The following is a 12,715-nucleotide window of genomic DNA, read 5'->3' as shown; positions in this document are numbered from 1 at the left end:
GGGGGGCTAAACGCTTACCCGGTTGATGCGCCGGTAAGGCCTCAAATTCGAGTGATGCGTCATTTCCCAGCGCTCGTCACGGCCAGCTTGAATCTTCGGCGCATGCTCCAACGTGAATAATTCCATCTCTGCCGTCGTTGGGGACAAAGACCTGGATCGCTGCGGTCTTGGCGAACAGCGAACCGTCTGCGCATATCGCGCTTTGCGTTGTTCCTAGTACAACTTGAGTTCCAGGCCTGATCTCGCAATGTGTCAAGCGGTCGAGGTTGCTCCACTCAGGGCAGATTGCGTTTTCCGACCGGTAGTCCACTTTCGAGTTTCCTGGGCGCTTCAATGACCACCAAACACCGAACTTGGTATACGGCTTGCTCGCGTCAAACACGCGGTAGAGAACAACCGGCGCCGTTGCAGCGAAGACTTTGGCCGAACACACTCCGCCTTTGCCAGTGGGCATCTGGGCCTTGCCCAAGAGGGATGAATTGGTGGATTCGGCTAAACCCTCGGCAGTGCTGACGACAGTTCCTACACAAGGGATTCCATCGAGCCCTCGATCGTTGGAGCCAGTGTCGCCGGTTAAGTTGGCGCATCCGGAAAGCGCTACCAATAACGCGAGTGCCGGAGCCATGTACTTGGTCATAGTGCTTCTCCTTGGGAGCAGTACTTTGGGGTCTAACGTTCGACGTAACCGGCCGGCGGAGGCCGAAGGCCGGAGCGAACCTGCAAGCGCAGCTTGCAGGCGGCCCGGTTGACGGAGGGGTTGGGCGTCATTTCAGCAACTCCGCGATCTCCACGCCGGCTGTGCTCAGTACGACGCCAACAAATAGCCAAGAGGCCCCAATGGCTGAGATGTGTACGCCGCCAGTGCCTGTGGCTTCAAGCTTCTCTCGGATAGCAGCATCTTCAGTCTGTCTTGTTTGTTCTTCATTCTTCAACGCTTCGCCAGCCTTCCGAAACTCCTCATCCATTTCTCTCTCGGTGCCACTAATACGCTCATGAATCAGACCCACGTTCTTTTCAAGGGCGTCGACGCGGGATTCGAGTGTTGGGTTTGGGCCCGGCCCATGTGTGGCAAAGGCCCTTGCCTTACATGTGGCGAGGCCAATAGGGCCTGCCGCGGCCGCGAGCACTATATTTCTACGGAGAAGAGGAAAGCGACCGAACCATGATTTAGCCTTCGCGGCAAATGACGGATGGCCGAATAGCGCCCTGGTTTCTGAAATGCCCCAGATCACAGTGCCAATGCCGAGTACTTGAAGAACCAGGCCAGTAAGGCGAATGACTGGCTCGGTGGTATGAGGACGAAGAGACACAGCCAAAGCGACCGCAATTACACCGAGCGCGAGCCAAGCGAAGCGGGCCTCAACCAACCAAGGGCACAGGGCGCGAATTCGAGATGTGCTGACAGGCATAGGCTACTCGTTTATGACGCCCAACGTATAGTGAACACCGATTTCGGTGCAATCTACTTTTTCGCGAGGGGTGTTCCCAAGGGGTAGTTCCAGATTGGTCAAGGTGTATACCGAGACACATTGATGTGTATACTGCGAACTCGTGAGAAGAATGCACAGATTCATAACGAATTGTTGCCCGTGAACACACCAGGAAACACACCGGAAAACACCCCAGGACCGCCGAGGGACACCCCTTCCGGTCCGGAAAACACGCCTGCCAAAACCGGAAACTCCCCCTCCGAACCCAAGCTTCTCGACCAAGTGCGTGATCAGATCCGCTTGCGCCATTACAGCATACGCACTGAAGCACAATATGTCCACTGGGTCAAGAGGTTTATTCTCTTTCACCACAAGCGCCATCCCCGTGAGATGGGCGCGACTGAGGTGGAGGCGTTCCTGACCCATCTTGCCGTCGACGAGCAGGTGGCCTCGGCGACGCAAAACCAGGCCTTGTCGGCGCTGTTGTTTCTTTACCGCAAGGTGTTGGGCGTCGAGCTTCCGTGGCTCGATGACGTGGTGCGAGCCAAGCCATCGCAGCGCTTGCCGGTGGTCCTGACCCGTCTCGAAGTGCAGCGGGTGCTGGAGCGGATGGACGGGGTCCATGGCTTGCTCCCCCGCCTGCTTTACGGCACAGGGATGCGCCTGATGGAGGTGATCCGCTTGCGCGTGCAGGATCTGGATTTCGAGCAGGGCGAGATTCTGATTCGTGAGGGCAAGGGGGCCAAGGATCGTGTCACGATGCTGCCGGATTCGTTGGTGGCGGATCTCCGTGCTCACCTGCTGCGGCGAAGGCAAGTCTTCGACGACGATCTGCGGAGGGGCAAAGCGGCCGTTGACTTGCCGGATGCCCTGGAGCGCAAGTACCCTGCGGCGAATACGAGCCGGGGCTGGCAATAGGTTTTTGCCTCGGGCAGTGACTCGGTCGACCCTCGTAGCGGCGTGGAGCGGCAGCGTCATCATCTCGACGAGAAGCGGCTGCAACGGGCGATGAAGAAGGCGGTGACGGCAGCGGGGATCGCCAAGCTGGCAACTCCGCACACTCTTCGCCATTCCTTCGCCACCCACCTGCTGGAAAGTGGATACGATATTCGCACGGTGCAGGAACGGCTGGGCCATGCGGATGCCGCGAAGACGATGATCTACGCGCCTGTGCTCAAGCGGGATGGGCGAGGCGTTCGCAGCCTGCTCGACGCGCCCGGGTAGCAATACGCACCGCGTCTCCCTTGGAAAACGAAATTTCGGGGGAAGCTCATTACGGAACGGAACAGAAGCCGCAAGTTGTCGGGTATGCTTGGCTTCCAGGCATCGTGTTTCGGGCCAGGATGCCGGGAGATCCTGAAGGGGTGCTTGGCCCGGACATCGATCTTCAGCACCCCACGGTTCGTCGAGGCTTATGAGGCAAGGGCAGAAGCAAATCCGGAGCGTTCGCTGCAGCGCCTGGCAGCGTCACGACGCTCATCCGCCGTCTGATCGATGCACGGCGGGTGAGCGTCCGGTTCGGCAGACCGGATGCGGCGCGGAAAAGCGTTCGAACAGATACGACGCTCTTCCCGGATCACCGATCCCTTGCGGAGCACCCCCATGAGCCTTGCGACCATCATTCATGCCGGCATGCGTCAACACGAACGGCCGCCCCTGGCCCTGGTGCTGATGGGTGGTGGCGCGCGTACGGCCTATCAGGTCGGCGTACTGCGCGCATTGGCCGACATGCTGCAGTCGCATGCGGGTGGCGCGCGGTCGTTTCCATTCCAGATTCTGGTCGGCACCTCGGCCGGTGCGATCAACGCCGCCTTTCTGGCCGCGCGCGCGCGCGCAGGCTTGCAGGCATTCGAAGAACTGGCGATGTTCTGGGGCCGGCTGCGGTCGACCGACGTCTACCGCCTGAACACCTCGCGCTGGCTGCGCTTCAGCCGTGTTGCGCTGGCCCTGAGATTGTCACAGCACGTCCAGGCCAAGGGGGCGCTGCTCGACAACACGCCCCTGGCGGAAATGCTGCGACGGGGCATCCCGCTCGACAACATCGAAAGCGCCCTGCGCTCGAAAACCATCGATGCGCTGGCGGTGACCGGGTCGAGCTATACCAGCGGGGTCCACTGGACCTTCTGTCAGACGGCCAGCCGCGAGACGTTTCAACCGTGGACCAGTCCCGGCCGCCGCTCCGAGTTCCAGCCCTTGACGATCGCGCACCTGATGGCCTCGAGCGCGATTCCGTTCATCTTTCCGGCCACGTCACTGACCGTCGAGGGTCAGGAAGAATACTTTGGCGACGGCTCGATGCGGCAGATCACGCCGCTGTCGCCGGCGATGCACCTCGGTGCGCAGAAGATTCTGGTGATCGGCGTCGGGCAGCCTGAACGCCCGTGGCTGGCGGCTGCGCCGGGAACGCCTGGAAGCGGCCCGAGCCTGGGCAGCATGGCCGGGCATGTGATGGCGAGCGTCTTTCACGATACGCTGCAGGCCGATGTCGAGCAGACCCGACGCGTCGCCAAAACGATCAACGAACTGCCCCAGGAGGCGGTTTCGGCGATGCGCTACAAGGCCATCGAAGTGCTGGCGATGGCGCCGACGCAGTCGCTCGACGCGCTGGCGCTGCAATACACGGACGAACTGCCGACGACGATCCGTGATGCCCTGGGCGCCCTCGGAATGCTCAAGGGCGGCGGCGGCACCCTGGCGAGTTATTTGCTGTTCGAGCAGGGCTTCGTGCAGTCGCTGTTGGCGCTGGGCAGGGGCGATGCCACGACCCGCGCCGCCGAACTGATCGAACTGATCACCGGCCCCTGAGCAGCGAGTAGCGCGGCGGCCGCCAGTCACCGCGATTCCCCCCGGATTTTAATGTGCAAGTCGCGTCAGCGACTCACGAATCTCCCCTCTCCACTCGCGGGAAATGGGTCGGGGGAGAGGGAAACGGTCATGACTTTCATGATCGGGGGTGCCTGGAAAAGTCATGACCGTTGGCCTGGCATGCATCCGCTGCCGGGTTTCCTGCGTATCTGTTGGTACCTGGGGGGTTTGCCGCGTCGCAGACGATCGGTATCAAGTCAGGCCATATGACGGAGGACGAAGCAGGCCATTGATCGTGGTATCGGAGCAACGGCCTGATCGGTCCATCCGGGTTCCCTAGATCCAGTCAGGAGGTTCAAGCCATGATACATCCCAACCCGAATCACAGTCGGACTGCCGCTGGCGAACGCCAGGCGATGGTCAAGCGTCGACCACGCACCCGCTTCGCGGCCACTCTGGCCGCGCTGGTCAGCGCTTTCATTCTCGGTGGCATTCACCACAACGCGCATGCCGTGCTGGTCAATCTGGATACCACATTGCTGAGCGGCACCTCTGCGCGCCTGGATTTCGCTCTGCTCGATGGCGATGGCGACCTGGGCAACAATACCGTCACCATCAGTCCAATCGTCACCGACGGGACGCTCGGCGGTGACGATTGCAGCGTCGGATGTACCGGTGGCCCACCCTTCACGATCTCCGATGCCTTCGGCCTCGGCCAGTTTTTGCAGGACCTCACCCTGGGGACGACGGTTTCCTTCGATTTGAGTTTCACCACCCGTTTCTCGGGCAACGGCGCGCCGGATCGCCTGTCGCTGCTGCTGCTCGACGCCGGGAGCAACCTGACCCTGGTCCATACCAGTTTGGACTTTTCGAGCGACCCGGTCCCCGTCCAGGACGCGCTGCTGATCGTTGATCATTCGCCAGGGGCGCAAATCCGGTTCGCGACCGTATCCAGCCCAGCGCTCCCGATCGCCGTTTCCGAACCCGGCGCGGGCGCGCTGTTCTCGCTTGGGCTGGCACTGATCGGTGGACAACGCATCCGCCGCCGCCATCCCTGCGTACCCCATCGTACCGAGGCTGCCGCGCAGGCTCGCTTGTCGACATCGACGCATCCCCATCCCGGAGAATGAACATGAAGACCTCTACCGCATCAAACCGCCGTTCCCTGCTGACCCTGCTGTGTGCAGCCGCGTGCCTTGCCCTGCCGGTCACGGGGGTGTTCGCCGCCAGCCACCGCGAGGCACCGCTGACCGCACTGGACCACAAGGCGGACATCACCGACTGGTATGCCTTCGTCAGCTACGACAATCCCAACAAGGTCACCATGATTCTCAATACCGACCCGTTGCTGGAACCGGCCAATGGACCGAACTACCATCCCTTCGATCCCGAGGTCGTATACGAGATGAAGGTCGATAACAATTTCGATGGCGATGAAGACGTCAAGGTCGTTTTCCGCTTCCAGAGCGAAATCCGCGCACCCGGCGTGTTTACCAGTTTCGTCGGCGCCGGTGGCGGCGTTTCGACACCGGCCAATTCACCGGCGCCGGTTTCTCCCGGCACGCCGATCGTGCCACCCGCGATCACCGCCCTCGACGGACCGGGGTCCGCCGGCCTGAGCCTGCGTCAGACCTATACCGTGACCATCCAGAAAAAGGTTGGCAGCGTCTGGCAGACCGTCTTCAGCAGCGGCAGTCGAAAGCTTTACGCCGTTCCCGCCAATGTCGGACCGCGGACCATGCCCGATTATCCGAGCCTTGCCGCGCAGGGTATTTATGATCTCGGCGGCGGCATCCGGGTCTTCGCCGGCACGGTCGACGACCCCTTCTACATCGACCTCGGCGCCGCTTTCGACACCCTCAACTTCCGCGCCGGCGCTTTTGCCACAGGGATTCCGGCGGTGTTGAGCGACGATCAGGATGCAGACGACACGGTCAACTTCGCACCCGATGCGGTGGCCGGCTACAACGTCAACAGCATCGTCGTCGAACTGCCGACCACGCTGCTCACCAGCGACGGCCAGGTCCATCCGGCAACGGACGCCAAAGCGGTGATCGGGACTTACGGCACCACCTCGCGCCCGCGCATCAAGGCACAGCCGACGACTGCCGGCGGCAAGCCCTCGCTGTCGAGCAATTTCGTCCAGATCCAGCGCATGGGTAATCCGCTGATCAACGAACTCCTGATCGGCACTGGCGACAAGGACAAGTTCAGCATGTCCGAGCCCAAGAACGACAGCCAGTTTGCGGGCTACCTGCTCGATCCGCTGCTTGCCCGCGTGCTCAACGCCGCCTACGGTGGCGTGGTGGCCATTCCGACCCCGCCGCGCCTCGACCTGCTGCCGCTGGTGACCTATAGCGCACCGATCTGCCCCGGCTGCACGGCCGCACAAGCCGGGCCCGTCGCCGACCTGCTGCGGCTCAACACCGGCATTCCGGCAACGGCCAAGGCCATCCGCAAGCGTCTCGGCGTCCTGGCCGGCGATTTCGGCGGTTTTCCCAACGGCCGCCGACTCTCGGACGACGCCACCGACATCGCGGCGCGTGTGGTGACCGGGGTGCTCAACCCGGCATTCAACGTCTTCCCCAACAACCGCATTGGCGATGGCGTGAACGGCAACGATGTCCCCTACCAGGAAAGCTTCCCCTACGTGGCTTTCGCCAATAGTGGCCGCAACAGTCGGCACCAGAATCCCGGCACCTCCGGCTGCGTCTCGACGACGCCGCCGTTCCTGCCGATACTCTGCCCGACCGACTGATTTCAGTCGACCCGGCCTGGCAACGAAGCCGGCATCAGCAGACGGGCAGGCGCATTCGCCCTGCCCGCCATTCCTCAAGCGGGAGGATTCACATGCCCCGTATTTTCTGCACTTTTCTGGCCTTCACCGCAAGCTGGTGCCTCGTCACGGCCGCCATGGCGGTGCCCTACCTCCCGCAATCCGACACGCAGGTGCTGGAGCGCCTGCCCTTCGCGCCGACCGATCCCTCGGCGCGCGAGTTGCGCGCGCTGCGCGAGGAACTCGCCCGACAACCGCAACGGCTCGATCTCGCGGTCGAGATCGCTCGTCGTTACACCGAGCTTGGGCGGGTCCGGGGCGATCCGCGTTTTGCCGGCTACGCCCAGGCGGCGTTGGCAAACTGGTGGGAGCAGTCCGAACCGCCTTCCGAGGTCCTTCTGTTGCGGGCGACGCTGCGCCAGCGCAACCACGATTTCGACGCCGCGCTGCTGGACCTGGCCGCGCTGATCCGGCGTAATCCCCGCGATGGCCAGGCGCGTCTGACACGCGCGACGGTCCTGCAGGTGCAGGGCAATTACGCGGCTGCCGCGGCCGAATGCACGGCGCTGCGCCGTCTCGCCCCCGAACTGGTCTGGGCGGCCTGCAGCTACGGCCTGGCCAGTGTCAACGGGCGACTGCGCGAGAGCCATGACGCACTCCATGCCCTGCTCGCCAGGCAGCCCCAGGTCAGCCCCGAGATACGCGCCTGGGTCCTGTCCATGCTCGCCGAGATGGCGGCACGCGCCGGCCTCGACGATGCCGCCGAGGCCCATTTTCGTGAAGCACTGGCGATCGACGGCTCCGATCATTATCTCCTCAACGCCTACGCCGACTGGCTGCTCGACCACGGCCGCCCGGCGCAGGTCGTGAAACTGCTCACTTCACGGCAAGGCAGCGACGCCCTGCTCCTGCGCTACACACTGGCGCTCAAGGCGATGAACTCGCCCGAGCTGGCGGCCCATGTCGAACAATTGCGCGCCCGCTTTGCCGCCAGCCAGTTGCGCGGTGACCGCGTCCATCAGCGTGAGCAGGCGCGCTTCACGCTCGAACTGCTCGGCGATCCCCAGGCGGCCCTGACGCTGGCCCGGGAGAACTGGACGGTGCAGAAGGAACTGCCCGATCTGCGCCTCCTCGTGGAAACCTCCCTCGCCACCAGGGATCTCGCAACGCTGGCCAGCGCACGCCAATGGCTCGCGCAAGCGCGCAGCGAAGACGTCGTGATCAACCGCTTGCTGCGCCAGGATTGACCATGCAGACTGTCCGCCTCGTTTCGCTGCAGGTGCTGAAGAGCTGCGCCATGCTGCTCATCCTGCTTGCCTCGCCGGCCGCGCTGGCGCACAAGCCCAGCGACAGCTACCTCAGCCTGCAAGTCACCGAAACGGCCATTCAAGGTCAGTGGGATATTGCCCTGCGCGACCTCGACTACGCACTCGGCCTCGACGACAACCAGGACGGCGCCATCACCTGGGGCGAACTGCGCGCCCATCACACCGAGATTGCCGCTTACGCACTGGCACGGCTGGCCTTGTCGGCGGATGGCGAGGCATGCACGACGGCCGTGCTCGAACACCTGGTCGACGATCACAGCGACGGCGCCTACGCCGTGTTGCGCTTCAGCGCAAGCTGCAAGGCCGAACCGACTGTGCTGAGTGCCCACTACCGGCTGTTCTTCGATGTCGATCCGCAGCACCGCGGGCTGCTGCGTCTTGAGCATGCCGGCCAGACACGCACCGCGATCTTCAGCGCGGCGACCCCGGTGCAGCGATTCGAACTCGCCGAAAGCGACCGCCTGCGCCAGTTCATCGACTACACCGCGCACGGAGTCTGGCACATCTGGATCGGCTTCGATCATCTGCTGTTTCTGTTGTCGCTGCTGCTGCCGGCGGTCCTGCTCCGCGTCGACGGCGGCTGGACAGGCGCTGCGCGCTTCAGGGACGCGCTCTGGGAGGTCGTCAAGGTGGTCAGTGCATTCACCCTCGCGCATTCGATCACCCTGACGCTGGCCGCGCTGGACGTCGTCCAGTTACCGTCGCGCTGGGTCGAATCGGCGATCGCTGCATCGGTCATCGTCGCCGCGCTCAACAACCTGATCGTGATGGCGGGTGCCAGCCGCTGGCTGTTCGCCTTCGCTTTCGGCCTGATTCACGGCTTCGGTTTCGCCAGCGTCCTCGCCGACCTCGGGCTGCCGCAGAACGCCTTGTTGCTGGCGCTGGTCGCCTTCAACCTCGGCGTCGAGGTCGGACAACTGGCGATCGTCGCCCTGTTCCTGCCGCTGGCGTGGAGCGTGCGGAATCAGTGGATCTATCGACGGGGCGTTCTCGCGGGAGGCTCGCTGCTGGTCATCGCCACCGCCGGCATCTGGCTGGTCGAACGGGTGTTCGATCTGAAACTGATCGCCTGATCATGCCTTGCGCCCGGAAACCGTCGATAATCACCGTGGCAAGCAAAACTCGACCGGGAATTGATCGGGCAGGACAAGACCATGGAAATCCTTCTGAACGGCACGCGTGGCGGTGCCGTCGACCCGCTCGCGCAACTCAACGACGCGCAACGCGCGGCAGTCACCTTCGGCATCACGGAGGCGCCGGGCAGCGTCGACGGGGACAGCATGCACCCTCCCCTGTTGGTGATCGCCGGGGCCGGATCAGGAAAAACCAGCACCCTGGCTCACCGCGTCGCGCAACTCATCGCCCACGGGGCCGATCCCGCCCGCATCCTGCTGCTGACCTTCTCGCGACGTGCCGCCAACGAGATGAGCCAGCGCGTCGAACGCCTGCTGACGCGGCGCGGCGGGACGCGTTCGCTAGCCGCAGGCATGAGCACCCTGGCCTGGTCCGGCACATTCCATGCCGTCGGCGCGCGCCTGCTGCGAGAGTACGCCGGCCGGATCGGTCTCGACGCGGCATTCAGCATCCATGACCGGCAGGATTCGGCCGACCTGATGAATCTGGTTCGTCACGGCCTCGGCTACTCGGCCAAGGGCAAACGCTTTCCGTTGAAGGGAACCTGCCTGGCCATCTATTCGGCGGTGATCAACACGCAGGCGACGCTCGGCGAAGTGCTGCAATCCTCCTTTCCCTGGTGCAGCGAATGGACGTCCGATCTGCAACGGCTGTTCCTCGCCTACGTCGAGAGCAAGCAGGCACAGCAAGTGCTCGACTACGACGATCTGCTGCTCTACTGGGCGCAGATGGTCGGCGAGCCCGAAATCGGCCGGGAAATCGGCGAACGCTTCCGGTACGTGCTGGTCGACGAGTACCAGGATACCAACCGCCTGCAGGCTGCGATCCTGCTGGCCATGAAACCTGCTGGCCACGGTCTCACCGTGGTCGGCGACGACGCGCAGTCGATCTATGCCTTCCGCGGGGCATGCGTGCGCAACATCCTCGACTTCCCCGATCATTTCGATCCCCCGGCAAAGCGGGTGACCTTGCAGCGCAATTACCGTTCGACACAACCGATTCTGGCCGCTGCCAACCAGGTGATCGCCGCTGCCACCGAGCGCTTCACCAAGGAACTGTGGAGCGATCGCGCGTCCTCCGAGAAACCGAAGCTGGTCACGGTGCACGACGACATCGGGCAAGCGCTTTACGTCGTCGAACAGACGCTTGCCCGCCGTGAGGCCGGCATCAAGCTGAAGGCGCAGGCGGTGCTGTTCAGGACCGCGCAGCACAGCGTGCGGCTGGAGCTTGAGCTGACCCGACGCAACATTCCTTTCGTCAAATACGGCGGTCTCAGATTTCTCGAAGCGGCGCATGTCAAGGACGTGCTGGCGATCCTGCGCTGGGGACAGAATCCGCGCGACCGGCTGGCAGGTTTCCGGGCCATGCAACTGGTTCCCGGCATCGGCCCGAAAACCGCCGACCGGGTATTGGCCAGGGTCGGCACGGCGCACCCGGCTGGCGCACTGCTCGGGGAGGCCGCGGTACCGGAAGCGGCCAGAGCCGCCTGGATCGATTTTGCAACGGTCATCGAAGCCAGCGCCAGCAGCCCCTGGCCAGCCGCTTTCGAGCGCATCTGCGGTTGGTACCAGGCGCAGATGGAGCGTCTGCATGAAGACGCGCCGATCCGGCAGGCCGACATCGAACAACTCGCGCGCATTGCCGTCACCTATGCCAACGCCGAACGATTCCTCACCGAACTGACGCTCGACCCGCCCGACGCCAGCAGCGACCAGGCAGGAACGCCACTACTCGACGAGGACTACCTGATCCTGTCGACGATCCACTCGGCGAAGGGACAGGAATGGACCGCCGTCACCGTGCTCAATGCCGTCGACGGCTGCATCCCCTCCGACCTGGCCAGCGGCTCCACAGTCGAAATCGAGGAGGAACGGCGGCTGCTGTATGTGGCCATGACGCGTGCCAGGGAGCACCTCGAACTCATGCTGCCGCAGCGCTTTTATGTTTCCCATCAGCCGGGATTCTGCGACCGTCACGTTTACGCCGGGCGCACGCGTTTCATCGCCAATGCCCTGCTAGCGCATTTCGAACAAATCTCCTGGCCACCACCGCCCGCAGCGCCAACCGCCAATCCGGACGCCAGGCAGCAGGCGATCGACCTTGCGGCGCGCATGCGGGCGATGTGGAAATGAGGCGGGAGTTCCCTCCGTCCGGGCCTGAAGCGGGGTCCGACGATCATCTGCCGCACACCCGGCGAGCCAGGGCGTCGATGCCGGCGGGCGTCAGGTCGTTGGTGTCGAACCTCTGTGGCGAACTGAATCCGGCGTAATTCTGCTTCTGCGAGCGCTGGTAGAGCGGGTCATAGTGCAGTGCCAGCAGTTCGCTGACCAGTGGGCGCCAGCCTCCCTGATGGATGTACGCTCGCCAGCGCAGCAGCGTTTCCGTGCTTTGCAGATGCCGCAAGGCTTGCAGTCGGGCAGTCAGCGAATCAGGAGCGCCCAGGAAATAGTCGTAATCGCGCAACAGGAAATCGACACGCGCGTCGAAAGACGCTTCGATGTGCACACACTCGCCAGCGCGCATGCGCTCGATCAGGGCGGCAGGGAGCTGGAGCAAACCGATCTTGCGGCTCTCCGCCTCGACATACACCGGCCGATCCGGGAACAGGCCTTGCAAGGCGGTGAGCAGGCGGGATTCGAACATCTTTTGCGAGGGCTGCGGGCAGTCCGGCAGGACGCCAAGTACCGAACCCTTGTGACAGGCCAGTTCTTCGAGGTCGAGCACCTGTTCTCCGAGTTGCCCGATGGCCTGCAGGATGCGGCTCTTGCCGCTGCCGGTGGCACCACAGATCACCTTCAGCCGCAATGACCGCGGGGCTTCCGAGAGATTCTCGATGACCAGGCGACGATAGGTCTTGTAGCCGCCTTCGAGTTGCTGCGCATCCCAGCCGACACGCCGCAGGACGTAGGTCATCGAGCCGCTGCGCTGGCCGCCACGCCAGCACAGGACCAAGGGTCGCCAGTGCTTCGGGCGGTCGGAGAAGCGGCTGCGCAGATGCCCGGCAATGTTCTCGGAAACATGCGCGGCGCCCACCTTGCGGGCGGCGAAGGGGGAGACCTGCTTGTAGAGGGTGCCGACTTCGATACGCTGCTGGTCATCGAGAACCGGACAGTTGACCGAGCCGGGAATATGGTCTTCGGCAAACTCGGCAGGCGAACGCACGTCGATGATCTCGTCAAAGGCCGCAAGATCGCCGAGCCGTTGGAGGCTGACCAGGTCAGATTTCATGCAGGGAAGGCCAT

The 12,715-nt window shown here is 63.5% G+C and carries 9 protein-coding genes and 1 pseudogene; 7 read left to right on the top strand and 3 right to left on the bottom strand.

The features are described 5' to 3' along the window. Positions 1-76: 76 nt before the first annotated feature. Both AW06_RS09545 and AW06_RS09540 read right to left on the bottom strand, forming a co-directional pair. Complete coding sequence (locus AW06_RS09545; protein ID WP_034949114.1) at positions 77-637, bottom strand: hypothetical protein; 561 nt, start codon at positions 635-637, stop codon at positions 77-79. 127 nt (positions 638-764) lie between these two features. After that, positions 765-1,409: a hypothetical protein gene (locus AW06_RS09540; protein ID WP_034949112.1), complete on the bottom strand. Its 645-nt coding sequence runs from the start codon at positions 1,407-1,409 to the stop codon at positions 765-767. A 303-nt stretch (positions 1,410-1,712) separates the two neighbouring features. Between AW06_RS09540 and AW06_RS09535 the strand changes: the two are divergent. The 7 genes and pseudogenes from AW06_RS09535 to AW06_RS09500 all read left to right on the top strand — a co-directional run bounded on the left by AW06_RS09535 (position 1,713) and on the right by AW06_RS09500 (position 11,605). After that, a pseudogene (locus AW06_RS09535) lies at positions 1,713-2,654 on the top strand (integron integrase). A gap of 378 nt (positions 2,655-3,032) precedes the next feature. Beyond that, entirely contained in the window at positions 3,033-4,235 is a 1,203-nt protein-coding gene (locus AW06_RS09525; RefSeq protein ID WP_273704563.1) for a patatin-like phospholipase family protein, read from the top strand. A 362-nt stretch (positions 4,236-4,597) separates the two neighbouring features. Beyond that, positions 4,598-5,365, top strand: a complete 768-nt coding sequence (locus AW06_RS09520) for a hypothetical protein (protein WP_034949108.1) — start codon at positions 4,598-4,600, stop codon at positions 5,363-5,365. A 2-nt stretch (positions 5,366-5,367) separates the two neighbouring features. Beyond that, positions 5,368-6,993 carry a DUF4331 domain-containing protein gene (locus AW06_RS09515; RefSeq protein ID WP_273704562.1) on the top strand — a complete coding sequence of 542 codons (1,626 nt, stop codon included), beginning with the start codon at positions 5,368-5,370 and terminating at the stop codon, positions 6,991-6,993. Between the two features lie 92 nt (positions 6,994-7,085). Beyond that, a complete protein-coding gene (locus AW06_RS09510) occupies positions 7,086-8,258 on the top strand; it encodes a tetratricopeptide repeat protein (RefSeq protein ID WP_034949107.1) in 1,173 nt (390 codons plus the stop codon). Positions 8,259-8,260: 2 nt separating this feature from the next. Continuing rightward, positions 8,261-9,412, top strand: a complete 1,152-nt coding sequence (locus AW06_RS09505) for a HupE/UreJ family protein (RefSeq protein ID WP_034949105.1) — start codon at positions 8,261-8,263, stop codon at positions 9,410-9,412. A gap of 81 nt (positions 9,413-9,493) precedes the next feature. After that, on the top strand, positions 9,494-11,605 hold the full coding sequence (locus AW06_RS09500; RefSeq protein ID WP_273704561.1) for an ATP-dependent helicase: 2,112 nt from the start codon (positions 9,494-9,496) through the stop codon (positions 11,603-11,605). 43 nt (positions 11,606-11,648) lie between these two features. Here AW06_RS09500 and mnmH read toward each other — a convergent pair whose 3' ends face one another. Then, positions 11,649-12,701, bottom strand: coding sequence for a tRNA 2-selenouridine(34) synthase MnmH (gene mnmH, locus AW06_RS09495; protein WP_034949102.1), 1,053 nt, complete (start codon positions 12,699-12,701; stop codon positions 11,649-11,651). Between the last annotated feature and the right edge of the window lie 14 nt (positions 12,702-12,715).

The sequence above is a fragment of the Candidatus Accumulibacter cognatus genome (assembly GCF_000584975.1).
GTDB lineage: Bacteria > Pseudomonadota > Gammaproteobacteria > Burkholderiales > Rhodocyclaceae > Accumulibacter > Accumulibacter cognatus.
The sequence above is the reverse complement of the archived record's forward strand: the minus strand, read 5'-3'. Positions and strand labels throughout refer to the sequence as shown.

Excerpts from the sequence above, each read along its gene's own strand:
- AW06_RS09540 (WP_034949112.1), bottom strand. The coding sequence starts at position 1,409 with ATGCCTGTCAGCACATCTCGAATTCGCGCCCTGTGCCCTTGGTTGGTT.
- AW06_RS09500 (WP_273704561.1), top strand. The coding sequence starts at position 9,494 with ATGGAAATCCTTCTGAACGGCACGCGTGGCGGTGCCGTCGACCCGCTC.
- AW06_RS09525 (WP_273704563.1), top strand. The coding sequence starts at position 3,033 with ATGAGCCTTGCGACCATCATTCATGCCGGCATGCGTCAACACGAACGG.
- AW06_RS09505 (WP_034949105.1), top strand. The coding sequence starts at position 8,261 with ATGCAGACTGTCCGCCTCGTTTCGCTGCAGGTGCTGAAGAGCTGCGCC.
- mnmH (WP_034949102.1), bottom strand. The coding sequence starts at position 12,701 with ATGAAATCTGACCTGGTCAGCCTCCAACGGCTCGGCGATCTTGCGGCC.
- AW06_RS09515 (WP_273704562.1), top strand. The coding sequence starts at position 5,368 with ATGAAGACCTCTACCGCATCAAACCGCCGTTCCCTGCTGACCCTGCTG.
- AW06_RS09520 (WP_034949108.1), top strand. The coding sequence starts at position 4,598 with ATGATACATCCCAACCCGAATCACAGTCGGACTGCCGCTGGCGAACGC.
- AW06_RS09545 (WP_034949114.1), bottom strand. The coding sequence starts at position 637 with ATGACCAAGTACATGGCTCCGGCACTCGCGTTATTGGTAGCGCTTTCC.
- AW06_RS09510 (WP_034949107.1), top strand. The coding sequence starts at position 7,086 with ATGCCCCGTATTTTCTGCACTTTTCTGGCCTTCACCGCAAGCTGGTGC.